The following is a 23,847-nucleotide window of genomic DNA, read 5'->3' on the forward strand; positions in this document are numbered from 1 at the left end:
GTCTCATTCCCATTCGATCGTGCTCGGGGGCTTGGTCGATATATCGTACACGACCCGGTTGACGCCCCTCACCTCATTGATAATGCGGACCGATATTTTTTCGAGCAGGTCGTAAGGTATGCGCGCCCATTTGGCCGTCATTCCGTCCAGGCTCGTTACCGCCCGGAGAGCGATTACGTTCTCGTACGTCCTCTCGTCACCCATCACGCCTACGGTCTTGACGGGCACGAATACGCAGAACGCCTGCCATATGTCGTCGTAGACCCCGCCCTTTTTTATCTCTTCGATGAATATTCTGTCGGCCTGCCTCAGTATACCGAGCCTCTCCTCGTCGATCTCTCCTATGATCCTGATGGCGAGCCCCGGCCCCGGGAACGGATGGCGGCCGAGTATCTCGTCCGGCACACCGAGCTCGCGGCCCACTTCCCTCACCTCGTCCTTGAACAGCTCTCTCAGCGGCTCGATCAGCTCGAGGTTCATCTTTTCCGGGAGCCCGCCCACGTTATGGTGGGACTTGATTGTCGCCGACGGGCCCTTCACGCTGACGCTTTCTATCACGTCCGGATATAGTGTCCCCTGCGCGAGGAAGCGGGCGTCCTTGATCTTGGACGCCTCCTCATCGAAAACGTTCACGAACTCCTCGCCGATGATCTTTCTCTTCTTCTCGGGGTCGGTAACGCCGCGGAGCCTTCTCAGGAACCTCTCGCTCGCGTCCACGTGCACCAGGTTGAGGCCCATGTGTCTGAACGACTCAACTACATCCTCCGCTTCGTTCAGTCTCAGGAGCCCCGTATCCACGAATATGCAGCGGAGCCTGTCCCATATGGCGCGCTGTATGATTACCGCGGCGACGGCGGAGTCCACTCCGCCGGACAGGCCGCATATGACTGTCGCGTTCCCCGCCTTTTGCCTTATATCCTTTATCGCGGTCTCGACGAAGGACTTGGGAGTCCACTCCCCCTTGCAGCCTGCGATCTTGAATAAAAAGTTCGATAATATTTCCCTGCCGAATTTCGTGTGGACGACCTCCGGGTGGAACTGGGTCCCGTAGATTTTCATCTCACGGTTCTTCATGGCCGCCCTCGGTGAGTTCTCGCTCTCCGCAATGGATTCGAAGCCGGGCGGCAATTCGAGCACGCGGTCTCCGTGAGACATCCAGATGTCGCTCTTGTCCGGGATCCCGCTCAGGAGGTCGAACCCGTCCGTTATCGTGAGAGTCGCAGGACCGAACTCCCGCACCTTCGACCGCTCGACGATCCCGCCCAGGAGCTGCGCCGCGAGCTGCATCCCGTAGCATATTCCGAGGATCGGTATTCCGAGCTCGAAAAGACCCTTGTCCACGGTCGGGGAGTTATCGTCCCAGACGCTCGCCGGGCCCCCGGACAGTATCACGGCCTTAGGTTCCGTTCTCTCTATTTCTTCGAGCGGCGTGCCGTAGGGCTTTATCTCCGAATACACGCCCAGCTCCCTTATCCTGCGGGCGATCAACTGCGTATACTGGGAGCCGAAATCGAGTACTAGAATAGTTTCACGCATATTGCCTGTAGTAGTGCATTATCGTTTCCGGGATTGGTGCGACGGTAAATAATGAGCTTCGGACCGGCGAATTATTCGATCCTGTAATTGGGCGCCTCTTTCGTGATTATTACGTCGTGGACGTGGCCTTCTCTGAGTCCCGCGTTGGTGACCTTTATAAACTTCCCGTTGCTCCTGAGGTCATCTACTGTCCCGCACCCGGTATACCCCATGCCGGCCCTGAGCCCGCCGATGAGCTGATAGACTGTGCCGCCTATCGGCCCCCTGTAAGGTATCCGCCCCTCTATCCCCTCGGGCACGAGCTTTGAATCTATCATGTCGTCGCCCAGGTTCTGCGCGTACCTGTCCTTGCTGCCCTTCTTCATGGCCTCGATCGAACCCATTCCCCTGTATACCTTGTACGTCCTGCCCTGAAACAGTATGACCTCGCCCGGGGCCTCGTCCGTCCCCGCGAACAGGTTCCCTATCATCACCGAATGGGCGCCTGCCGCGATAGCCTTGACTATATCGCCCGAGTATTTTATCCCCCCGTCGGCGATTACCGGTATTCCGTGGAGCTCGGCTACCCGCGTGACGTCCTGTATCGCCGAAACTTGCGGAACTCCGATGCCAGCTATAACGCGGGTAGTGCATATGGAGCCCGGTCCTACGCCTACCTTCACGCCGTCGGCGCCTGCCTTGATGACAGCGTCTGCGCCTTCCCCCGTTCCGATGTTCCCGGCGATCAGGTCTACCTTGGGGAAATTCGACTTCGTGGATTCTACCGCGTCTATAACCCTCTTCGAATGGCCGTGGGCCGTGTCTATCACGATCACGTCGCACCCGACCCCGATCAGCGCTTCTATCCTTTCTTCCCTGTCGGGCCCGACGCCTACGGCTGCCCCGCACCTGAGCCTTCCCATGAGGTCCTTGGACGCCGTCGGATATTTCTCTATCTTCTCTATGTCCTTCATCGTAATAAGCCCGCGGAGCCTGAACTCCTTGTCGACAACCGGGAGCTTCTCTATTTTGTATTTGTGGAGGAGTTCCTTCGCCTCTTCGAGCGTGGTCCCTTCGCCCACCGTTATTAGCCTCTTCTTGGGGGTCATGATCTGCTCGACCCTGAATTCGAGATTTTTCTCGAACCGCAGGTCCCTGAAGGTAATAATTCCCAGGAGCGTATCGTCTTCCTTCGTGACCGGGAGGCCCGTGATGTTCTGCTTGAGCATTATTTCGAGGGCGGCCCTGACCTTGTGCTTGGGCCTTACGGTGAGGGGGTTCACTATCATTCCGCTCTCGTACTTTTTAACTCTCTTGACTTCCGCGGCCTGGTCCTGAATGTCCAGGTTCCTGTGTATTATCCCGATACCGCCTTCCTGGGCCATGGCTATAGCGGTGCTCGATTCAGTGACCGTATCCATGGCGGCGCTGATGAGCGGTATGTTGAGCTTGATATTCCGGGTGAGCCGGGTGGATACGTCGACCTCGTTCGGCAGTATCTCCGAATAGGCCGGCACTAAAAGAACGTCATCGAAAGTTAGACATTCTTCCACGTTTTCAACGCGCATAAAAATTTTCCTTTTTACCTTTTGGATGCAGCTCTTCTGGAAGCGGTCTTTACCGGAGCTTTCTTCTTCCTGCTCGCCGCGGGCGGGGCTTTTTTCTCTTCCGCTACGGCTATAAGTCTTGCCGGCGTTTTAACGATCTCTATTATCTTCTTTCTCATTTCCGGCAGCGTCACGCCGAGCTCTATCTCGATTTCCTGGTCTTTTTCTCCAAGGTTTATGAATACGGGCAGCACGCCTACGTAAGTCTTGGCATCGACCCTCTCGAACCCTAGGGCCTTGAGTAATTTTTTAGGGAGGGCGGGGAATTCGAGAGTCGCGATTTCCGCCGTTTCCTGAGGCAGGAGGCCGTCCTGACTTACACTGATCTTTAGACGGGTCGATTTCATATATTCCCTCACCTTGCGGAGATGATAAACATCCCTTCCGTGTTTGATAAATGCTTAATTATACGCCCAACTTGAATTTCTGTTTTTCCCAGAAATCAGACTGAAAGGTAAAGCCCTCTTATCCGCTATTAAGCTAATTATTGTAATTGATTCTGGAAGATTTATCAAGCGGAAGACGGCTCCGGAGCCGTGCCGCTCGATTATTCAGGGCGGTCTTTACACCCCGCCCGCTCACTCATAACCGGCGACCTCGAGGTCATATTTGAGGCCGAGCATCCTCCCTGAAGCCGGGAATACGGTGTAAAACGGAATGGACTCCCCAGGCTGTATGTTCGAATTGAGCCCGGCGAGCTTCTCGGCGTTGTAAAAATCTACATCGCCTGACCTCTTTTTGAGTTTGAGCAGCGTGTCCTGGAGCGGAGATACCCTGAGTTCGTTTTCGGTGAAGGTATTGCCGGCATATACGACGTTATCATAAACGATCTGCCCTTCCGATATAAATTCACTCCTGATTTTTATGTAACTGACCGGGTGTTCGGATTCATTCGTAACGGTTCCTGATACGACGTACATAGGTCCGTTCCTCGTATCGAGCCATTTACCCCCGTGCGCGGTTATCATGATATCGTGTTTCAGAGACCCGGTTATGCCGACGGGGACGAGCGAGCTCACCAGCCTTTCTATCCTGTCGGCGCTCTCCTTGGGGATAATTCCTGTATTCGAGAGGATGATATAAGAAGCCCCGACTATCACGGCAAATACGATCAGCGTGAGGAGCGTGTATGCCGCTCTCGCAAAAAAACCGCCCCCCTGTCTCTCTCTCGTCGGATGGATCCTGAACGTGTCGCGATACGAGGGGCCGGGCGCGCTCCGGTAGCTCCCGGCCGCGTGCGCGCTCCCGGCGAGGACGTCCATGTCCACGCTCAGGTTCTCGGGGGAATGTCTCACATACGCCCTTTCCTTTGGCCGGGTTTCCTCCCCGACGGTATCCGACACCGCCACGACGTGGGTCGCCTCGTCCTTCATTATCATGAGCTCGTCGTCAGTACCTTCGTCTTCGAACATCCTGGGGACCCTGCTGACGGCGTCGACCGGCTCTTCGTTTATCCTGAGACTCTCCCAGTTAAAATCCGATTCCTGTCTTTTCGTGTCCCGGTGATCTTCTATCCTGAAGTCGTCAGTGGTCCTTTCGGTCTTGCTGATGTTTACGAATTCCTCCCAGTTCCCCTCGTCTCTGGGCGCCGGTTCCGCATCACGAACGCCTTCGTGTTCGTTACTCCCGCCGTTGTGCATCTCTTTTTCCGCTGTTTTAGTTCCCTCGCTGTTTATCGGATACCTGAATTCGAAACCTTCTACTGCCTCTCCGCCGAAGCTGTCTTCCATCCGGACGAGTGTGATGTGACCGCACTCGGGGCATCTGACATCGCTCCCTGCGGGCCTGATGCCGCCCTCGTCTGGATCGAAATTTTTCCCGCACTTTTCGCACTGAATTGTCACGGCCTGCCCTTTGCTTATATATTTCTAATGATATGAACTCGTTACATTGTAAAAACTAATGCTATCTTTACCAAAGTCAATACATGGAAATATTGATTGTTATTTCCAGATACCCGCCCACCCCGGGGTCCTGTGAAAGTCGGTGTATACACTGTCAATTATGCTATCCTCTAAAATTATATCTAATATGTGATATCCGTTTTTAACCCGGTTCAATTTATGCGTTCACTCTTTCTCTGCATTCTTGCCGTCCCGATAATCACTCCCGCCTTGGCGGGCTCCCCTGACGAAGGTGCGTTGGAGAGGGCCCAGTTTCACATGGGGACTTACGCCCGCGTGCTCATTTACGGCGGGACAAATGCGGACGCCGATGCCGCCTTTTTAAAGATAAAGAAGCTCGACGCCCTGCTCTCCGATTATGATCCCGGCAGCGAGATATCGGAAATAAACGGAATGGCCGGGAAGGGCACTCTCAAGGTCAGCCCGGAGGTTCTGGAAGTGCTGAAACAGGCCATCTACGTCGCCGGGGAGACGGACGGCGCATTCGACCCTACGATCGGCGCTCTGACTATCGGCGTTTATCGGTTCGGGCGGGAAGGAGCCGGGGTCCCGACCGACGAAGAGGTGCGGAGAGCGAAATCCCTTGTCAATTACCGGGAGCTCCTGATTACGGGAGAAGAAGTCTATCTTGAAAGAGAAGGCATGAAGCTCGACCTTGGCGGGATTGGCAAGGGGTATGCCGTCGAAAAAGCTGTCCGTGAGCTTAAGCAAAGGGGAATTAAAAGGGGCATGGTCTCGCTCTCGGGCGACATCAAGGTTTTCGGCAACGATATAGAGATAGGGATTCGTGATCCGAAACGAGAAGGGACTATAGCTTCGTTTCATACGGGCACTCACGAGCTCGCCATATCGACGAGCGGGGGATACGAGAGGGTCATAGACCCTATGGGGAAGGTCTATCACCATCTCCTCGTCCCCGCTTCCGGGAAGCCCGGCAGGGATTTCCTTTCCGTCACGGTAGTTCTCGAGGGGGACAGCGCTCTGGCCGATGCCTTCGCTACGGCTCTTTTCGTAATGGGGAAAGACAAATCCGTCGAGTTTTTAAAAAAGCATCCCGAGATCGGGGTCTTCGCCGTCATGCCTGATCGCGAAGTCTACTGCAACGAAAGCATGAAAAGACTTGTCCGGGGTTTAAGATGCGATGATAATTGAAAAACGAGCCTTCCCTCTCCCTTTCCGCCATGTTCCCGGCGGACGGATGCCGTGGGATAAAGGCGTGTCCCGACTGGATTTTACGGCGCGCTCAACTCTAATTTGACAAAACAGGGCTGTCGCTTATATTGTAAGTCGGATAACCTTGGTAAAAACATAAGCGATTTCAATTATTTCAGGGTTGAGGTAGAAGAAAACATGCCAATCAGTTCCATAGAAGAAGCCCTTTCAGATATCAAAAGCGGCAAAATGGTCATACTCGTCGATGACAAGGACAGGGAGAACGAGGGCGACCTCGTCGTCGCTGCCGAGTACGCGACTCCCGAAACCATAAATTTCATGGCCAAGAACGGCAGGGGTCTCATCTGCCTCGCGCTCACCAAGGAGAATGCGGACCGCATAGGCCTCCAGCCCATCAAGCCCGAATACAACCCCGTCCCTCAATACACGGCGTTTACCATCTCGATCGACGCCAGCCACGGCATAACGACCGGTATCTCGGCATACGACAGGGCCTCCACCATACGCTACGCCATATCCGACGATTCAAAGGCTGAGGATTTCATACGCCCCGGACACGTATTCCCCCTCATATGCAGGAAGGGAGGAGTGCTCGTCAGGGCGGGGCATACGGAGGGATCAGTCGACATAGCACGCATGGCGGGGCTCAAGCCCGCCGCCGTGATATGCGAGATAATGAACGATGACGGGGATATGGCAAGACTTCCCGACCTTGAAAAATTCGCGGAAACGCACGATATAAAGATTGCCTCGATTGCAGACTTGATCAGCTACCGTCTGAGGGCCGAGAGCCTCGTGAGGAGGGCGGCTTCCGCCATAATCCCGACCGAGTACGGCGAGTTTCAGATCATCGTATACGAGAGCGACATCGACCCCCAGCACCATGTCGCGTTCGTCAAGGGCGTAATAGACCCCGAAAAGGACGTGCTCGTCAGGGTGCATTCCGAATGCCTCACGAGCGATGTTTTCGGCTCGCTCAGGTGCGACTGCGGGTCCCAGATAAGGCAGGCCATGAAGATTATCAACGACGAGGGTACGGGTGTTATACTTTACATGAGACAGGAAGGGCGGGGCATCGGCCTCATTAACAAGATAAAGGCCTACGCTCTCCAGGACGACGGATTCGACACCGTCGAGGCGAACGAGGTTCTGGGTTTCAAGCCCGACCTCAGGGACTACGGCATAGGGGCGCAGATACTCCTAGACCTGGGCGTCAGGAACATGAAGCTCCTTACCAACAACCCGAAGAAGATAAAGGGGCTCGAAGGGTTCGGACTCCAGATAGTCGAGCGTGTGCCCATAGAGATACCGCCCAACGGAAGGAACTCGTCGTATCTCAAGGTCAAGAAAGACAAGCTCGGACACCTTCTTTCGATGGTCGACTGAAGAGGAGATAAAAATGCCTAAAAAATACGAGGGGAACCTCGACGCCAAGGGGCTGAGGTTTGCGGTCGTGGTCAGCAGGTTCAACGATTTCATAACCGAAAGGCTCGTGAGCGGCGCTCTCGACGTGCTGTACAGGCATAACGCCTCGGATGAAGATATAGACCTCATCAGGGTCCCCGGATCGTACGAGCTCCTCTACGCGGTAAAGAAAGCGGCCGAGAGGAAGAAGTACAACGCGATAATCGTACTCGGGGCTATTATCAGGGGTGAAACCCCGCATTTCGATTACCTCTCGTCCACGGTGACTTCGACGATAGCCACGATAAGCCTCGGAATGGACGTCCCTGTCGCCTCGGGCGTTCTCACGACCGAAACGGTCCAGCAGGCGATAGAAAGGGCGGGGTCCAAGGCCGGGAACCGCGGAGCCGAGGCCGCTTATTCGGCGATCGAGATGGCTAATCTCACTAAAATTCTTTCCCGAAAAGGGTAGATGTCTTCCAGATGGGTATAAGGAGACGCGCGAGGGAACTAGCGCTCCAGTTCCTCTATCAATACGATGCGTTGACCGAGTCTTCAGGCGAGCCCCCCTCGCCCGAAGAGCAGCTTGCTCTATTCTGGGAGAGGAGCGATTCGCCGGTACCGGATGATATGAAAGAATTTTCTTCCGTTCTCATACTCGGCGCCTGCAAGAACATCACGCACATCGATGATATCATCGGCAGGTTCTCGGAACACTGGAGGCTTTCGAGGATGTCGAAAATAGACAGGAACATACTCCGCCTTTCGATATACGAGCTCCTTTATTTGAGCGGCATCCCCCCCGCCGTTACCATAAACGAAGCGGTCGAGCTCGGGAAAAGGTTCGGCACCGAGGAATCTGGCTCTTTTATAAACGGGATACTCGATAAGATCAGGATCGCACGGGACAAAGGTGAGCTGTAAATGATAAAAGAAGCGATAGCTAAAGTCGTAGAGAGGATCGACCTCGAAGAGCACGAGATGTCCGAAGTCGTCGAGATGATGATGGAAGGTGAAACAACCCCTTCCCAGATCTCGGCCTTCCTCGTCGCTCTCAGGATGAAAGGCGAATCGGTCGCGGAAATAACAGGGGCAGCAAAGGTAATGCTGGACAAGGCGACCAGGATAAATTCGAGGCACGAGGTATTAGTCGACCTCTGCGGGACTGGAGGGGACAGGCAGGGCACTTTCAATGTCTCGACCGCGGCGGCATTTGTTGTCGCGGGCGCGGGCGTGCCTGTCGCCAAGCACGGGAACCGCTCTGTGTCGAGCTACGTGGGAAGCGCCGACGTCCTCGAAGCCCTGGGAGTCGATATAAACTATTCTCCGGAGGTCGCGCGGAATTGTCTCGACGAGACAGGTATAGTTTTTCTATTCGCCCCGCTTTACCATCCCGCCATGAAGAACGTCGCCGGACCCAGGAAAGAGATAGGCGTGAGAACGATATTCAACATCCTGGGCCCCATCGCGAACCCGGCGGGGGTCAGGCATCAGGTCGTGGGCGTTTATTCGGAAATGCTTCTCGACCCCATGGTAAAGGTGCTCCGCAACCTCGGCCATAAGAGCGCCATGGTCGTTCACGGATCTGACTCGATGGACGAGATAACGGTCACGGGCAAGTCGGTAATAGCCGAGCTCAGGGACGGAATGGTGAGGAAATATCAGCTCGACCCCTCTGATCTCGGCATAAAGAGATGGAGCGCAGGCGATCTCAAGGGCGGCCGCACGGCGAAGGAGAACGCGCGTATCCTCAAGTCGATACTCAAAGGCGAAGAGAGAGAAGCAAAGAGGGACATAGTTTTAATAAACGCTGCAGCCGCGATCTATGTGTCCGAGACGAGCCCCGACATGAAGGAAGCGCTCGAGAGGGCCGTCGATTCCATAGATTCCGGGAAGGCTCTCTCGAAGCTGGACGGGCTCGTGAAGTTCACTAAAAATAAATGACGGTATCGCTTGCGGATATGATTCTCGACAGAATTCTTGAAAACAAGAGGTCGGAAGTAAAAAAGTCGAAGGAGACGCGCACGCTCGCATCGATCGAGCGCGAGCTTAACGGCGCGCTTCCGGCCCGTGATTTTTATAAGGCCCTCGTCGACGGTGCCCGCATCAGGATAATCGCCGAGGTAAAAAAGGCATCGCCTTCCAAGGGGGTATTGAGGGGAGACTTCGATCCCGTGAAGATCGCGCTCGGCTACGAGAAAGGAGGCGCTGCGGCTTTGTCGGTCCTCACGGACGAGAAATTCTTTATGGGGAGCCTCTCGTATCTTCGGGCGATCGGAGAGGCAGTCGATATCCCTCTCCTGAGGAAGGACTTCATCATCGACCCCTATCAGGTCTACGAGGCGAGGCTTTACGGGGCGGACGCCGTCCTCCTCATCGTCTCGGCCCTTGCACAGGACGAGCTTAAGGAGCTGCTCGGCCTCGCTCACTCTCTCGGCATGAACGCTGTCGTGGAGGTTCACGACGAGAGGGAGTTGGATATGGCGCTTGACGCCGGGAGCAGGATAATCGGAATAAACAACCGGGATTTGAGGACGTTCGAGGTCGACCTCGGAGTTTCCGCCAGGCTCTCGCGGAATATACCTGAAGGAGTGATTGCTATCGCCGAAAGCGGGATAAGCTCGCGCGATGATATAAAGAAGCTCATGGCGCAAGGCGTCCGTGTTTTCCTCATAGGCGAGACGTTCATGAAGGCTGCCGACCCCGGCCTTGAATTAAAGAACCTCCTCTCGTCCCTTCAATCTTCCTAATCCATCAGCTGTTCGTCTTTCGCACACGCTGTGTGGCGCAGAACCTGCGCTCGTATACGATTCTCCTGTACCTCTTCTGCATAAATCAGCAACGAAGCACAACCCGTTCGTCCTGAGCCTGTCGAAGGGTACAGTTTTTATTCCCTCTCCCCACTGAGGGAGAGGGATAGGGTGAGGGGGTATATCGGTATTTTGTCTCCCTTAATTACTTTTCTGAGCAACGGTTCTGAGCAAGTAACGGATTCGAACGAGTAACAGTTGCGAACGAGTGAGCAATTGGTCACAGCTGGCTGATTGCAACGATGCTTATGCCTGGGAACACCCTGACGAAGCCAATACAATCCGGACTCTTCAGGCTGAATACGCAGACATTTATGTGCATGGGATGATCTATCGAAGTCAAAATAAACTGGTCTCTGACGGCTGAGTGCACAAACCTTTTTTGCTCTCCGCACTATTGAATCAGAAGCCAAATTAGCAAGAAACGGACGCCATTGGCTGAATCCAATGATCTAACTATTCTTTGCATATTCATTTATCAAGCCGAAATATTCAGGGTCTCGTCTTTTTCATGAGATTGCCGCGGCTCCTTTGGAGCCTCGCAATGACAGGTAAAGAAAAGATCGCGCCAAGCCTGTCCTGAGCAAGGTCGAAGTAATGGCACTCCTACTGAAACGAGTCATAACTCCGTAGGAGCGGCTTCCAGCCGCGATTCCTTTCATCACCTCCTTCTGCCGTCTGTGTGGTTCTTGAGTAAAGTGTAAACGCAACCAAAAAATATCCTATCATTCGGCCCCATCCGATATATAGTTTTATAAAATGCCACAGGGTAAGAAAAGGAAAAATCCCGTACTCGCGCTCGTGCTTTCGGGTTTGCTTCCGGGACTCGGGCAGCTATACAACAACCAGATACCGAAGGGGCTTGTCTTCTTTGCGCTCAACATCGTCCTCAGCTTTTTTTCTTACGAACCTTTTGTCTACTTTCTGAAATCCTGGGGGTCGTTTCAGGATACGCCTCCCGATATGTCTCAGCTCCTCAAACTGCTTATTTACTCCGCGGCGGCGACCGTAATACTGATAGCGGCCATGATCGACGCTAAGAAGAGCGCTGATAAAATAAATGACCTGAGTGTGGCGACCTGACCGGTTTTTTTTCTTTATATTATGCCGGCTGCGTCTTGACAATCATTCTCTTACGAGATTATTATTTCGTGTAGTTTCTTGGTGCTTTTTCAACGGAGCGCGGGAGCTTAAACCGCCTTACACCTTAATCCTTCTGATCTGATGTGGAGATTCGATTTGCCAAGCTCGAAATCTGTGATTCTGTATGCCATCATCATTTTATCCGCACTGGTTCTCTCCTGCTCTCACGGCCTTCCCGAATTAAACCCCTACAAGGAAGCGTCCTCCGCCCCCGGGGTGGAATGGAAGCCATCCGAAAAGGAGTTACGTGAATCGTTTCAGCTCGAAGAATTGCCGGCAATACCTGAGGACCTGAAATCCGATTCCGGGAACCTCGACCTCTCACAGCTCGTGGACGTCGCGCTTATAAACAACCCTACCACGCAGGTGGCATGGGAGGACGCGAGGGCAGCCGCAGCCGCCTGGGCTGAATCGAGGGGTCTCTACTACCCGCATATTGGAGGTACTGCTAAATACGCTTATGCCAAAGGAGGCGGATCGTCGGTTGGGACCGATCCCTATCAGGAGCAGTACGGCAATGTCGGTCTTACCCTCAATTATCTTCTTTTTGATTTCGGGGGACGCGAAGCAGAGATCGACGCCGCCCGCCTTGCGCTTATTAACGCGAACTGGAACCAGAACCAGGCGATCCAGAACGTGCTTCAGGCCGTAGCAGTGTCTTTTTACAACTACATAGGCAGCAAGGCGCTTGTAATAGCGGACGAAGCGAGTCTTGAGGACGCCAGGACGAGCCTCGACGCCGCCAAGCTAAGGCTCGAGGCTGGCGTTGGCACTCTTCCCGACGTGCTCCAGGCCCAGGCGCAAATGGCCCAGGTCGAGCTCGATCTCGTCGACGCGAAGGGGAACGTGGAGATAAATCGCGGTTTGCTCGCGACCTCTGTGGGCTGGCCTGCGAACACCGTATTCGACGTGGACGGCGATCTGAGCGAGCTGCCCGTCGCTGCGATAAGCGATAATGTCGACAACCTCATAGCGCTCGCGATGAAGAACAGGCCGGACCTGGCAGCGGTCCAGGCGACGGTCAGACGCAGGGAAGCGTTGTTATGGGAAGCCAAATCCCAGTTTTTCCCCGAAATCTCCGCCACTGCCCAGCTCCTCAGATGGTGGGTGAGGCCGGAAGGGGAAGACAACGAGTTCTTCACGAACTATCTGGTGGGGCTTCAGCTTCAGATGCCGATATTCCAGGGATTTCAGATTTTGAACTCCGTACGCAGAGCTAAAGCACAGCTCGAATCCGCGCGCGCCGCGCTCGAGCTCCAGGAGCAGATCGTCATAAACGAGGTCTGGAATTCTTATTACACTTTTACCACGGCCGTCCAGTCGCTCCAGGCGGCCGACAGTCTCGTCGCGAGCGCCGAGGAGTCCTATAACGCTTCGCTTGCCCGTTTTAAGGCGGGCGTAGGCGATATCGTGGAGCTTCTCAATGCTCAGGCCACGCTAGCTCAGGCGAGGGCGGAGCAGGTACAGTCAAAAACGGACATATTCACGTCTTACGCCGATCTAATAAATGCGATCGGCACGGATCTTCCGACCCCGGGCATGCCCGAGGAGCTGAGCCCGGCTGAAGAAGGAGGTAATAATCAGGATGATGAATCGAAATAGATCGATACCGGCCCGCCCGGATTTATTAAAAGCAGCGTCGCTTCTCACGCTCCTGGTTTTCATCCTTACGGGGTGCGGCAAGGATGAGAAGAAAGCCCCTCCCGCTATGCCGGTTATAGTGGCTGAAGTGAAGTCCGAGACTGTTCCCCTTTATCTCGAGTACGTCGGGACCACCCAATCCATTCAGACTGTCGACATCAATGCGAGGGTCGAAGGGTTTCTCGTCAAGAGGGCGTTCAAGGACGGCGCCGATCTTGAGGAAGGGGACCTGCTGTTTGTTATAGACACCAGGCCGTTCGAGGCCTCTCTCCAGCAGGCCCAGGCCCAGCTTGCCGAGGACAGGGCCGCCCTCGCATATGCCGAAGAACAGGTGAGGCGCTATAAGCCCATAGTGGAAAAGGAATACATCACGCAGGATACATACGACGGCTATGTAACGAAAGCCGCCGAGGCGAGGGCCGCGGTGGAGGCCGACATGGCCAACGTTACGCAGGCGAAGCTCAACCTGAGCTACTGTACTATGTATGCGCCTTTCGACGGGCGCATCGGGAGGAGGTACGTGGACGTCGGCAACCTGGTCGGCGCAGCGGGCGCTCCCACGAAGCTCGCCACCATGGTCCAGCTTGACCCGATGTACGTATATTTCAGCGTCGCCGAGCGCGACATACCCCAGATATTCGAGGAGCACAGCAAGAACGACCTGACTGTAAGCATCGTGCTGCCCGACGAAAGCAAGCATCCGGAGGACGGCACGATCGATTTCATCAACAACGAGGTCGACGTCAATACGGGGACTATGGAGATGAGGGCTGTAGTTCCTAACAGCTCCAAGACCATGCTCCCGGGGCAGTTCGTAAAGGTCCAGCTTCTCCTCAAGGAACAGCCTGGCGCGCTTCTTGTTCCGCAGCAGGCGATAGGCGAGTTCCAGGGACAGCAATACGTGTACGTCGTCGGCCCCGACAACAAGGTCGAATACAGGAACGTTACGACCGGCTCCGAGTACAAGGAGCTCGTCGTTGTCGAGGCCGGGGTCAAAGCGGGAGAAAAGGTCATAACGGAAGGCCTTCAGAAGGTCAAGCCCGGCATGACCGTCGTGCCCGAGACCGCTTCCCGGAAATCTCAGGAATCCTCTCCCCACCCTTCGCCACCTGGGGAAAAGGACAAATAATACAGGGTTCTTTGCAATCATTTAAGGAGATCTGTTTTGGTTGATTTTTTTATACAGCGTCCAGTTCTGGCCACAGTAGTCGCAATATTGATAACACTCGTCGGCGCTATTTCCATACCCATACTGCCGGTTGCTCAGTTCCCCGACATCGCCCCCCCGACCGTCAACGTTTCGGCGACTTACACGGGCGCGAGCGCCGAGGTCGTTGAGACGACAGTCACCGACCCTATAGAAGAGCAGATAAACGGCGTCGAGGGTATGACGTATATGGAGTCCTACAGCTCGAACGACGGCACGATGAATATCAACGTCACATTCGAGGTCGGCTATGACCTCGACATCGCAAATGTAGACGTGACGAACCAGGTCCAGCTTGCGACACCCCTAGTCCCCGAGGAGGTGGGCAAGTACGGCATATCGGTAGAGAAGCAGTCGCCGAGCCTTATCCTCGCCGTACACCTCATATCCCCCGACGGGAGCCGCGACGAGCTCTTCCTCAGCAACTATATCGGCATCCAGATATACCAGACGCTCCAGCGTATCCCCGGTGTCGGCAACCTTACGATATGGGGCGAGAGGGAATATTCCATGCGGGTGTGGCTTAACCCGGACAAGATCGCGAGCCTCGGGCTTACGGTCGCGGACGTCATCGACGCCATATCCGAGCAGAACCTCCAGGTCGCCGCGGGCGCGATTGGCGAGCCGCCTGTGCCGGATGGACAGCAGTTCCAGTACACGATCACCGCGCTCGGCAGGCTCGAGACCGTAGAGCAGTTCGGTGACATAATCGTACGCGCCGAGACGGACGGCACCGTGGTCCGTATAAAAGACGTGGCCCGGGTGGAACTTGGAGCCCAGAGCTACGACCAGGACAGCCTCCTCGACGGTAAGCCCGCAATCGGGATCGGCATTTATCAGCTCCCGGGCGCAAACGCCCTCGATGTCGATAAGCAGGTCAGGACCACAATGGAGGAGCTCAAGAAGAACTTTCCATCAGGCGTGGACTACAGGATCGTCTACGATACTACGGAATTCGTAAAGGCGTCCATCGAGGAGGTGGTAAAGACACTCTTCGAGGCGTTCGTGCTTGTATTCATCGTTGTGTTCGTGTTCCTCCAGAATTTCAGGGCTACGCTCATTCCCGCAATCACAATACCCGTATCGTTGATAGGAACGTTCGCACTTATAAACGCGTTCGGCTTTTCCATAAACACGCTCAGCCTCTTCGGCCTCGTACTCGCTATCGGCCTCGTCGTCGACGACGCGATAGTGGTCGTGGAAAATGTCTCGCGTCTCCTCGAGGAAAAGGACCTTTCCCCCAGGGAAGCGACGAGCGCTGCAATGAAAGAGGTGACGGGGCCTATCGTCGCTACCTCTCTTGTCCTCATGGCGGTATTCGTCCCGGTATCCTTCATGCCCGGCATTTCCGGCCAGATGTACAGGCAGTTCGCACTGACTATCGCGTTCTCGGTAGGCATCTCCGCAATAAACGCCCTCACTCTGAGTCCCGCTCTATGCGCGCTATTCCTCCGGAAGGAGACGGGCGGGAAGTGGTGGTTCTACAGGAAATTCAACGAAGGGTTCGACAGGTTCAGGAACGGCTACCAGGGCCGGGTGAAGGATCTGACCGCGCGGTGGAAGCTCGTCGTGCTTGTCTTCGCGGTGCTGATGGGTTTAACGGCTTACATGTTCAAGATAGTCCCTACCGGATTTGTCCCCGAGGAAGACCAGGGGTACTTCATCGTGAATATACAGGGGCCCGAGGGCTCTTCTCTCGAGCGCACGAACGCGACCATGAAGCAGGTATACGACATACTGATAAATACGCCGGGGATCGCGCACGTTGTATCCATATCGGGTCTTAACTTCCTTACGTCGAGCTCGGACTCTAACTCGGGCGCCATGTTCCCCGTGCTCGCGCCGTGGAACGAGAGGAAGTCCAAGGAAACCAAGATCGATTATATTCTTGCCTCCGTGCGGAAGAAGTTCGCGGGGATACAGGGGGCCGAAGTGGTCGCGTTCAACGCCCCCGCCATACAGGGCCTGAGCTCGACCGGCGGCTTTCAGTTCGAGCTCGAGGACAGGACCGACCTCGGTCTCGATACCCTTCAGAAGGTTATGGGAGAAATCATAGAGGCGGGTCAGAAGCGGCCCGAGCTCGTAGGCCTATTCGCATATTTCTCGGTCGATACCCCCGGTCTTTATATCGAGCTCGACAGGACGAAGACGAAGACGCAGGGCGTTTCGATCTCGGCGGTATTCCAGGTGCTCCAGAGTTACCTCGGCTCACTTTACGTAAACGACTTCAACCTCTTCGGCCAGGTCTACAAGGTCTTCATACAGGCGGACCAGCAGTACCGGAACACGATAGACGACATATCGCGCCTGTATGTGCGCACCAACAGAGGGGACCTCGTGCCGCTCGATACGCTCATAGACGTGACGAAGATAGTCGGTCCCGAGACGATCACCCATTACAACCTTTACCGCTCGGCCGAGATCGACGGCGACAACGCCCCCGGTTACAGCTCGGGTCAGGCCATGCAGGCTATGGAGGAGCTCGCGGACGAGTTTATGCCGGAAGGCATGGGGTTCGAATGGTCGGGCATCTCGTATCAGGAAATAAAGGCGGGGAACCTCGCACCCCTCATATTCGGCCTATCGCTCGTATTCGTTTTCCTCTTCCTGGCAGCGCTCTACGAGAGCTGGGCGATGCCGTTCATGGTCATGCTCGCGGTTCCCCTCGCTCTCCTGGGCGCGATGACAGCCCAGTGGCTCCGCGGCCTCTCGGACGACATCTACTGCCAGATCGGGCTCGTCATGCTCATAGGTCTCGCGAGCAAGAACGCGATCCTTATAGTCGAGTTCGCGAAGCAGCGGAGGGAGGAGGGGATGCCGATCCAGGAGGCCGCGATGACGGCCGCCCTCATCAGGCTGAGACCGATCCTGATGACCGCGTTCGCGTTCATACTCGGCGTATTCCCCCTCGTAGTCGCATCAGGGGCGGGCGCCAACAGCCGTCATTCGTTAGGGACGGCCGTATTCGGCGGCATGATAGTCTCAACTCTCCTGAGCCTCATCATCGTGCCCGTATTCTACGTGATAATCGAGTCTCTCAGAGAGCGCGGATCGAGCAAACCGGCTTAGGGTTTTGGCATCTTTTCTCGAATCCGTAGGAACGGCCTCACACCGCGATTAACAGACCCACGCATCCTGAGCTTGTCGAAGGATGTCATTGCGAGGAACGGTTGCGAACAAGCGAGCAACCGGACGCCACTGGCTGATTGCAAGTACGCTCATCGATTGATGCACAAGGGTAATACAACCCAAAATACGAAGTGTGCGACCGCGGCAATCTTATCTTTTCGTCGTTTTTTTATTTTTGTCATCCTGAAACAAGTTCAGGATCTCGTTTTTTGTCCTTTCATTCCCTCCTTTGTAAAAGGAGGGGTAGGGAGGATTTTTTGTTGTCATCCCCGAATGTTTTAATCGTGAATCTCAACTTTTATCCTGCATCCCGCATCACACTTGCTACTTCAGCACCTCCCCCGTCTTCTCGCTCCATAGGAGCAGGTCGAGCTCGTCGAACGGTATGCCTATATCTTCCGCAAATTGCTTGAAGCTGTTTTCTATAGCGATATACCTGTCCCTCGTGCCGGGCGGCTTCGGGCTCCCGATCACACCGAGCTCGCACAGCGTATTCAGTATATGCCTGTCGAGAATTGCGTAACCCTTATAGCCGATGTTCCTCAGGAAATGGCTCGACTCCTTGTACCCTATACCCTTGATGTCCTTGTCCCGGGCGAAGTAGTCTCTCCTTTCGAGAGGGTCTCCGAACGATTCGATCAGGTCCCTCAGCCTGAACCCGTGCTCGCGTCTTAGATACTCCCTGGTGTGGATTATGTAATCCGGTCTATATTTGGGGAACCTGTGGATTCCTTTTAGTCTGCTGCTCAGTTTTCTGAGGCTCCCTTCGAGGAGTATATCCCTCAAAGCATCGATGGACCTTAACCCCATCCTGGCGCTCGCCCCGGCCGTGCATATGCAGAACGCGAGCTCTTCGAATATCCTCCTGTCATCGCCATACCTGTAAACGTCCCGGAATTCTTCGAGCCTCTCCCTGATAATCCCCCTCTTCGCTTTATAGGAGACCCTTAGCTTATCGCAAAGTTCTTTATTCATTTATCACTGCCGTGGGAGGGTATGGATACTGCTCGCGGGATGCTCGACGGTTTTATTTGTAGATAGTGAGGCTCACTCCCGGAGTCAGCTCCGCTGATCTCAGGTTGTTCCACTTCTGGATGCTCGCTACGGACACGTTGTGCCTGCTAGCGATCTCCCAGAGCGTATCGCCTTTCTTGACCCTGTAGCTGATAACATCGCTGCTGCTCGAGAATGATTTCGACGAGGCGTAACTTCCGTTCGGTATTACGAGCACCTGCCCCGATCTTATTACGGAGCCGTTCAGGTTGTTGGCGCTCTTTAACGACGACAGTGCGACGCCGTGCTTTTCCGCTATGCCGCCTAGCGTGTCGCCCGGCTGCACTCTGTATTTGCTTGTAGCAACGCTCGCTGTCTCTACACTCGCACTCGAATACGATGCGCTCGACGTTCCGGGAATAGTCAGAACCTGCCCGTACTTGATAACGGAGCCGTTCAGGTTATTGGCGCTCTGTATGGACGCGACCGATACGCCGAACTTCCGCGAGATGCTGCCTAAGGTATCCCCTCGTGCGACTGTGTATTTGCTTCCGGCGCCGTTATAGCGCTCTCTCTCAGAGACCTCGGTGCCGGTAGAGGCCGTCGAGGAGGTCCCGGGTATGGTCAATACCTCTCCCCGTTTTACCACTGTACCCCTCATATTATTAGCGCTCTGTATGGATGCGGTTGATACGCCGTGCTTCGCGGCTATCTTCCCGAGCGTGTCTCCCGATTTTACCGTATAGCGCGTCGAGGAGCGGGTAGTTGAAGTCCGTGAAGCCGCCGCAGTCGAGGTTACGGAAGAATCGTCGTATCTACCTTCCGAGCTCGCTATATATGTGCTTCCGTCGGTTATGTAGGGTATGTCCAATACCTGTCCCGACATTATCGTCGATCCCTTGATGCCGTTTGCACGCTTTATTGTCGATATGCTGACGTTATATTTCGCCGCAATCCCGCCCAGCGTCTCGCCCGGATTCACCATATGTTTGGCTATCCTGGTGGAGCTGGTCGTCACGACATCGGTATCGTAATAACGGCCCGTGGCTCCAGGGATCGTGAGCACCTGTCCCGACCTTATCATGGAGCTCCTCAGGTTGTTGGCGTTCTTTATAGAAGCGATGCTCACCCTGTGCCTGGCTGCTATAGCGCCCAGTGTGTCTCCGCGCCTCACCCTGTACTCGACGGTAGTACCGCCTCCGTCATTCGACGCGTATGAGCTCGACGGCCCTGAGAGTCCGGGTATAGTCAGCACCTGACCCGTTCTGATGGTCGAGCTTCTCATGCCGTTTGCTCTTTTTATGCTCGACACGCTGACGCCGTAGCGTGCGGCTATCCTGCCGAGGGTCTCCCCGCGCCTGACCTTATGCGTGCCTCCTACGCTCCTCTGGGCAATTACCGGGTTTACGTCTTTGAGGGCATAGAGCTCTTTACTCTTCTGGGACGCGATGGTCGAATACCCCTGGGGGACGTTTATCTGGTAAGGACCTCCGGGAGGTGTCGCGTTGAGGAGGATCGCGGGATTGAGCTCGACGAGCGTGTAATGGCTCACACCTATTACTCTCGCTATGTCGTTGAGGCTCTTTTGAGGAGGAACCATCACCGTCTCGTAGAATTCGGCTTCGTGATAGTCGATTCCGACGAACCCGTACTTATCCGGGCTCTTGGCTATGATGAGAGCGGCCATGAGCTTGGGGACGTAGTTCTTGGTCTCGGTCGGCAGAGTGAACTCGGAGATCTGCCAGAAGTCGTTGATCTGATATTTGTCTATGGCCGCCTGGACACGGTCCTCCCCGCAGTTATAGCCGGCTGCGGCGAGCTCCCAGGACTGGAACATTGCGTAGAGGTCGCTAAGGTAATCCGCTGCGGCGTTGGTTGACTTTCGCGGGTCCATCCTCTCGTCCACCCAGGAGTCGACCCTGAGACCGTATCGGAGTGCGGTGGGCTTTATGAACTGCCACGGCCCTACGGCTGCGCTCCTGGATTCGGCCTTGACGTTGAACCCGCTTTCTATCATTGCGAGATATACGAGGTCAGTAGGCATCCCTCTCTGCGAGAGGATCTCCTTCATCAGCGGGATGAACTTACCCGATCGTTCGAGCCATATGCTGAAAGACCTCCGCCCCTGGTTCTGAAAATAAACCATGTAGTGGATTACCTTGTCGTTGAGCACCACCGGTATCTCTTTTTCGGTTTCGGGGGCGACGTCCGGGAACTGTTCGAATATGTTCTCGATGTAATAATAGGTCTTCCAGCCCTGCACCTGAGGATTGAGGATGAAAAAGCTCGACCTCACGTCTTCTGTGGTCTCGTCTCCGGTATCCTCGTCGACTATTTTGATTTCGGAATCGATTTCCGTGTCCTCGAGTCTGATTCCGGAAATCGCCGGACCTGACATGCCGGTACTGGGTGACTTGGCTCCGCAACCGATCAGAAGGAGAGTTATAACGGCGGCAACAGGGAGTAAGTGCTTGTAAAACATTGGCTTTTTTTTATCATAATTTGGTTTGAATGTCAATGGATTGAGATGCAAATTTAAGCGCTCTTCTTAAAAAAGCCAAACATCACGCTGAATAATATCGACTTCCCGTCTGCACTCTGATTGATTTCTGCGCCGTTTTTAAGGCTCAGAATCTTGTCGTGAAGATTTTATTTACGTGATTTTCTCTTCATACAGCACCCGAAAAATATCTTTTAAAGTCTTCGGGCTTCATGTTGGCGGTCTTCGCGAGCGCTCTCAGTTTCCGCTTGTCGGTGAGGTCGTCTTTACTGAGCTTGATCATATACTTCTGGGCGACTTCATACGATTCGGTGTTTATATCGACGTACCTTATCCTGGGCTGATTCAGCACCGGGTCTATGATTTCATCGAAATATATGGGGATCATCCTTCCGGTCTGTATCGATACTACCGCTCCCGAGCCGCCGCTCAGCAGATATTTCACGGCGCTGTAGCCGAGGTCGCGCGTGTATTTCGCGTCGAAAGGTATGGGCGGCGCCGACCTGAGCTCGTAACCGATCGTCTTTTCTATCACCCTCGTAGTGATTCCTTTCTCGGCCAGTGATTTCATCGTTTCGTGCTTGAGCAGCTCTCCGAGATCAACCTCGGAGAGCCTTATGCGTCCGAGCTCGTCCCTGCTCAGATCCTTCAGATGCTTGAGCTCTTCCTCGTCGAGCTTCTCCGTGAGCCCTTCTGCGAGTATAGCCACGCCGTCCTCCCTCCCGTGCGCGAGGCGTTTTATTATCGACCCTTCGAGGATAGAGGTTATATTCCTGAGAGATATCTTGCCCTCGCCGAACTGCTCCGGGATCAGGGTCAGGGTCGCCCCCGAGGCTTTACCTATCCCGAGGGCGAGATGGCCCGTCCTTCTCCCCATCGTTACGACAATGAACCATCTCTTTGTGGTCCTCGCGTCCTCCATGAGGTAATGGACGAGGTGAGAGCCTATGTGCCGGGCTGTCTCGTAGCCGAACGTCGGTATGTAGCCCGGCAGCGGAATGTTGTTGTCTATGGTCTTCGGGATATGCGCAATCTTTATCCTGCCCTTTGCGGCCTTCTCTACCTCGCTCGCGAGGAACATAGTGCCGTCTCCGCCTATCGTTATCAGGTATCTCACACCGAGCCTAGTGAGGCTTCTTATTGTGTTATTCATCCTTTCGCTGCTCGACGTGGGGTTGGCCCTCGATATGCCGATAACGGAGCCGCCCGTGTTGTGTATACGCGACGTGTTCTGTATCGTCAGCTTCTCGATCTGGCTTGTATCGCCCTCAGCGATCCATCTGAAGCCTTCCCTTATGCCTATCACCTCTATGCCCCTGTTGACGGCTTCGATCGTCGAGGCGCTGATTGCACCGTTGATTCCCGGCGCAGGTCCGCCCCCTACGAGTATGGCGAGTCTGTTTCTGTTAGGTTCTTTCTTTCGGGGCATATCCTCTTACCTTCTCAGTGTGTTTCAACCTGCCGCTCATTATATAATATGAACAAGTCGCATGGAAATTAAATGGCACTTGTGAAGCTAATGAAAATACCTGCCCATGGACGCCTCCCGTATATACGGCCTCCTGTCGAAGAAGCGCGCGAGCAGGAGGCCCGCGACGAAGCCCCCTATGTGAGCCCAGAACGCCACACCGCCCGATTCCTTTGGCGCGCTCAGTGTGCCGAGCCCGCTCAGGAATTGTATTATGAACCAGACGAAAATGAACACCGCGGCGGGGATGTGTATGAATTGTATGAAGAAAAAGACCGGCACGAGGGTCAGTATTTTGGACCTCGGGTAGAAAGTCATGTAGGCCCCCAGCACGCCCGAGATCGCTCCGCTGGCCCCGACCATCGGTATGACGGAACGGACGTTGGTGACGAATTGAAAAAGGGCCGCTATGAGACCGCATACGATATAAAAAGCGAGATACCTGAAATGGCCCATCCTGCCTTCGACGTTGTCCCCGAATATGTATAGGAAGAGCATGTTGCCGATAAGGTGGAGCCATCCGCCGTGGAGGAACATGGACGTCAGGAAGGGGTATACACGGTCGGTGAAAGCGATGTCTGGCGAGGACGAAAATACGTTAGCAGGTATGAGGCCGTACCGGAAGATAAATACGTTTACATACTCGCCGATCGAATACCCGTATAAAAAAACAAGTACATTGATTACAATTAGCATGATGTTCACGAACGGGAATCCGGGAGATTTGGTGGTATCTCGGAGGGGTATCATCTCCCTTAGATTATACATAGGGCGTCCCACCCTCACCACTTGCAATATAGGGACGATTACATAAAATTGAGTGCGTGTTATTATTAAACGGGTCGGGTAAATATGTTTCAGAAGCTCAGATCAGACCTCTATAAGAAGCTCGCCGGGATAAAGCTCGTTCTGATCAACGCGGACGGGTTTATATCTGACGGCGCGAGCGCCGGAGGTGATCGCGGGCTGAACGGCCATCATATCCGTGCGCTCAGGGACTGCGACGTGGAGTTCGTGGCGTTCTCCAGGTCGAAGGACGAGCTCATTTCATCGGCCGCCGAGCGGTTGGGGATAACGCTCCACCAGGGCGTCACGGAATATCCCCGGTTCTTTACCGTCGTAAAGAGCGACTACTCAGTATCCGACGAAGAGATAGCGTTCATATGCAGGGACCGAGAGGACATCCCCGTAATGAAAAGGGTCATCTTCACTGCGGTCACGCCGGACGCCCCGCTTCAAGTGAAAGCGGAATCGTATTTCGCCGCTTATACCATGGGCAGCGGGGTCGTTAGCGAGGTCGCGGAGCTCATACTCACGGCCAAGAAATATCCCGGCGGCTGGTCCGAATAGCCC

The 23,847-nt window shown here is 54.6% G+C and carries 19 protein-coding genes; 11 read left to right on the top strand and 8 right to left on the bottom strand.

All coding sequences use genetic code 11. The annotated features are described in order from the left end of the window. Positions 1-3 precede the first annotated feature (3 nt). From guaA to AB1598_09755, 4 genes are all read right to left on the bottom strand, one after another. Positions 4-1,536, bottom strand: a complete 1,533-nt coding sequence (gene guaA / locus AB1598_09740; GenBank protein ID MEW6145287.1) for a glutamine-hydrolyzing GMP synthase — start codon at positions 1,534-1,536, stop codon at positions 4-6. Between the two features lie 71 nt (positions 1,537-1,607). Beyond that, the gene (guaB, locus tag AB1598_09745) at positions 1,608-3,083 is read right to left on the bottom strand and encodes an IMP dehydrogenase (protein MEW6145288.1); all 1,476 of its coding nucleotides are present in this window, start codon (positions 3,081-3,083) and stop codon (positions 1,608-1,610) included. A 14-nt stretch (positions 3,084-3,097) separates the two neighbouring features. Further along, entirely contained in the window at positions 3,098-3,469 is a 372-nt protein-coding gene (locus AB1598_09750; protein MEW6145289.1) for a hypothetical protein, read from the bottom strand. Positions 3,470-3,700: 231 nt separating this feature from the next. After that, positions 3,701-4,966 (bottom strand): zinc-ribbon domain-containing protein, encoded by a 1,266-nt coding sequence (locus AB1598_09755; GenBank protein ID MEW6145290.1) that lies wholly within the window; start codon positions 4,964-4,966, stop codon positions 3,701-3,703. Between the two features lie 219 nt (positions 4,967-5,185). Between AB1598_09755 and AB1598_09760 the strand changes: the two genes are divergently transcribed. The 10 genes from AB1598_09760 (at position 5,186) to AB1598_09805 (ending at position 17,473) form a co-directional block, all read left to right on the top strand. Continuing rightward, positions 5,186-6,178 (top strand): FAD:protein FMN transferase, encoded by a 993-nt coding sequence (locus AB1598_09760; protein MEW6145291.1) that lies wholly within the window; start codon positions 5,186-5,188, stop codon positions 6,176-6,178. 198 nt (positions 6,179-6,376) lie between these two features. After that, positions 6,377-7,585: a bifunctional 3,4-dihydroxy-2-butanone-4-phosphate synthase/GTP cyclohydrolase II gene (locus AB1598_09765; protein MEW6145292.1), complete on the top strand. Its 1,209-nt coding sequence runs from the start codon at positions 6,377-6,379 to the stop codon at positions 7,583-7,585. Positions 7,586-7,598: 13 nt separating this feature from the next. Further along, positions 7,599-8,075: a 6,7-dimethyl-8-ribityllumazine synthase gene (gene ribH, locus AB1598_09770; protein MEW6145293.1), complete on the top strand. Its 477-nt coding sequence runs from the start codon at positions 7,599-7,601 to the stop codon at positions 8,073-8,075. A gap of 11 nt (positions 8,076-8,086) precedes the next feature. Continuing rightward, positions 8,087-8,527: a transcription antitermination factor NusB gene (gene nusB, locus AB1598_09775; GenBank protein MEW6145294.1), complete on the top strand. Its 441-nt coding sequence runs from the start codon at positions 8,087-8,089 to the stop codon at positions 8,525-8,527. Further along, entirely contained in the window at positions 8,528-9,547 is a 1,020-nt protein-coding gene (gene trpD / locus AB1598_09780; protein MEW6145295.1) for an anthranilate phosphoribosyltransferase, read from the top strand. Positions 9,548-9,564: 17 nt separating this feature from the next. Continuing rightward, positions 9,565-10,353 carry an indole-3-glycerol phosphate synthase TrpC gene (gene trpC / locus AB1598_09785; protein ID MEW6145296.1) on the top strand — a complete coding sequence of 263 codons (789 nt, stop codon included), beginning with the start codon at positions 9,565-9,567 and terminating at the stop codon, positions 10,351-10,353. An 819-nt stretch (positions 10,354-11,172) separates the two neighbouring features. After that, the gene (locus AB1598_09790) at positions 11,173-11,496 is read left to right on the top strand and encodes a hypothetical protein (protein MEW6145297.1); all 324 of its coding nucleotides are present in this window, start codon (positions 11,173-11,175) and stop codon (positions 11,494-11,496) included. Positions 11,497-11,652: 156 nt separating this feature from the next. Continuing rightward, positions 11,653-13,158, top strand: a complete 1,506-nt coding sequence (locus AB1598_09795; protein MEW6145298.1) for a TolC family protein — start codon at positions 11,653-11,655, stop codon at positions 13,156-13,158. After that, the gene (locus AB1598_09800; protein ID MEW6145299.1) at positions 13,142-14,326 is read left to right on the top strand and encodes an efflux RND transporter periplasmic adaptor subunit; all 1,185 of its coding nucleotides are present in this window, start codon (positions 13,142-13,144) and stop codon (positions 14,324-14,326) included. Before AB1598_09795 ends, AB1598_09800 begins: the two co-directional genes overlap by 17 nt. Before the next feature lie 36 nt (positions 14,327-14,362). Further along, positions 14,363-17,473, top strand: a complete 3,111-nt coding sequence (locus AB1598_09805; GenBank protein MEW6145300.1) for a multidrug efflux RND transporter permease subunit — start codon at positions 14,363-14,365, stop codon at positions 17,471-17,473. A 384-nt stretch (positions 17,474-17,857) separates the two neighbouring features. Here AB1598_09805 and AB1598_09810 read toward each other — a convergent pair whose 3' ends face one another. The 4 genes from AB1598_09810 to AB1598_09825 all read right to left on the bottom strand — a co-directional run bounded on the left by AB1598_09810 (position 17,858) and on the right by AB1598_09825 (position 23,262). Beyond that, positions 17,858-18,508 (bottom strand): N-glycosylase, encoded by a 651-nt coding sequence (locus AB1598_09810; GenBank protein ID MEW6145301.1) that lies wholly within the window; start codon positions 18,506-18,508, stop codon positions 17,858-17,860. A gap of 52 nt (positions 18,509-18,560) precedes the next feature. Further along, positions 18,561-20,924 carry a LysM peptidoglycan-binding domain-containing protein gene (locus tag AB1598_09815; protein MEW6145302.1) on the bottom strand — a complete coding sequence of 788 codons (2,364 nt, stop codon included), beginning with the start codon at positions 20,922-20,924 and terminating at the stop codon, positions 18,561-18,563. Positions 20,925-21,195: 271 nt separating this feature from the next. Continuing rightward, a complete protein-coding gene (gene pfp / locus AB1598_09820; protein ID MEW6145303.1) occupies positions 21,196-22,455 on the bottom strand; it encodes a diphosphate--fructose-6-phosphate 1-phosphotransferase in 1,260 nt (419 codons plus the stop codon). An 87-nt stretch (positions 22,456-22,542) separates the two neighbouring features. After that, a complete protein-coding gene (locus AB1598_09825; protein ID MEW6145304.1) occupies positions 22,543-23,262 on the bottom strand; it encodes a rhomboid family intramembrane serine protease in 720 nt (239 codons plus the stop codon). 84 nt (positions 23,263-23,346) lie between these two features. Between AB1598_09825 and AB1598_09830 the strand changes: the two genes are divergently transcribed. After that, on the top strand, positions 23,347-23,844 hold the full coding sequence (locus AB1598_09830; protein MEW6145305.1) for a hypothetical protein: 498 nt from the start codon (positions 23,347-23,349) through the stop codon (positions 23,842-23,844). Positions 23,845-23,847 lie beyond the last annotated feature (3 nt).

The sequence above is a fragment of the Thermodesulfobacteriota bacterium genome, assembly GCA_040754335.1.
In the GTDB taxonomy this organism is placed as follows: Bacteria; Desulfobacterota_D; UBA1144; order Nemesobacterales; family UBA2774; genus 2-12-FULL-53-21.

Coding starts and splice junctions, on each gene's coding strand:
- guaA (MEW6145287.1), bottom strand. CDS start 1,536: ATGCGTGAAACTATTCTAGTACTCGATTTCGGCTCCCAGTATACGCAG.
- guaB (MEW6145288.1), bottom strand. CDS start 3,083: ATGCGCGTTGAAAACGTGGAAGAATGTCTAACTTTCGATGACGTTCTT.
- AB1598_09750 (MEW6145289.1), bottom strand. CDS start 3,469: ATGAAATCGACCCGTCTAAAGATCAGTGTAAGTCAGGACGGCCTCCTG.
- AB1598_09760 (MEW6145291.1), top strand. CDS start 5,186: ATGCGTTCACTCTTTCTCTGCATTCTTGCCGTCCCGATAATCACTCCC.
- AB1598_09765 (MEW6145292.1), top strand. CDS start 6,377: ATGCCAATCAGTTCCATAGAAGAAGCCCTTTCAGATATCAAAAGCGGC.
- ribH (MEW6145293.1), top strand. CDS start 7,599: ATGCCTAAAAAATACGAGGGGAACCTCGACGCCAAGGGGCTGAGGTTT.
- nusB (MEW6145294.1), top strand. CDS start 8,087: ATGGGTATAAGGAGACGCGCGAGGGAACTAGCGCTCCAGTTCCTCTAT.
- trpD (MEW6145295.1), top strand. CDS start 8,528: ATGATAAAAGAAGCGATAGCTAAAGTCGTAGAGAGGATCGACCTCGAA.
- trpC (MEW6145296.1), top strand. CDS start 9,565: ATGATTCTCGACAGAATTCTTGAAAACAAGAGGTCGGAAGTAAAAAAG.
- AB1598_09790 (MEW6145297.1), top strand. CDS start 11,173: ATGCCACAGGGTAAGAAAAGGAAAAATCCCGTACTCGCGCTCGTGCTT.
- AB1598_09800 (MEW6145299.1), top strand. CDS start 13,142: ATGATGAATCGAAATAGATCGATACCGGCCCGCCCGGATTTATTAAAA.
- AB1598_09810 (MEW6145301.1), bottom strand. CDS start 18,508: ATGAATAAAGAACTTTGCGATAAGCTAAGGGTCTCCTATAAAGCGAAG.
- AB1598_09815 (MEW6145302.1), bottom strand. CDS start 20,924: ATGTCAGGTCCGGCGATTTCCGGAATCAGACTCGAGGACACGGAAATC.
- pfp (MEW6145303.1), bottom strand. CDS start 22,455: ATGCCCCGAAAGAAAGAACCTAACAGAAACAGACTCGCCATACTCGTA.
- AB1598_09825 (MEW6145304.1), bottom strand. CDS start 23,262: ATGTATAATCTAAGGGAGATGATACCCCTCCGAGATACCACCAAATCT.
- AB1598_09830 (MEW6145305.1), top strand. CDS start 23,347: ATGTTTCAGAAGCTCAGATCAGACCTCTATAAGAAGCTCGCCGGGATA.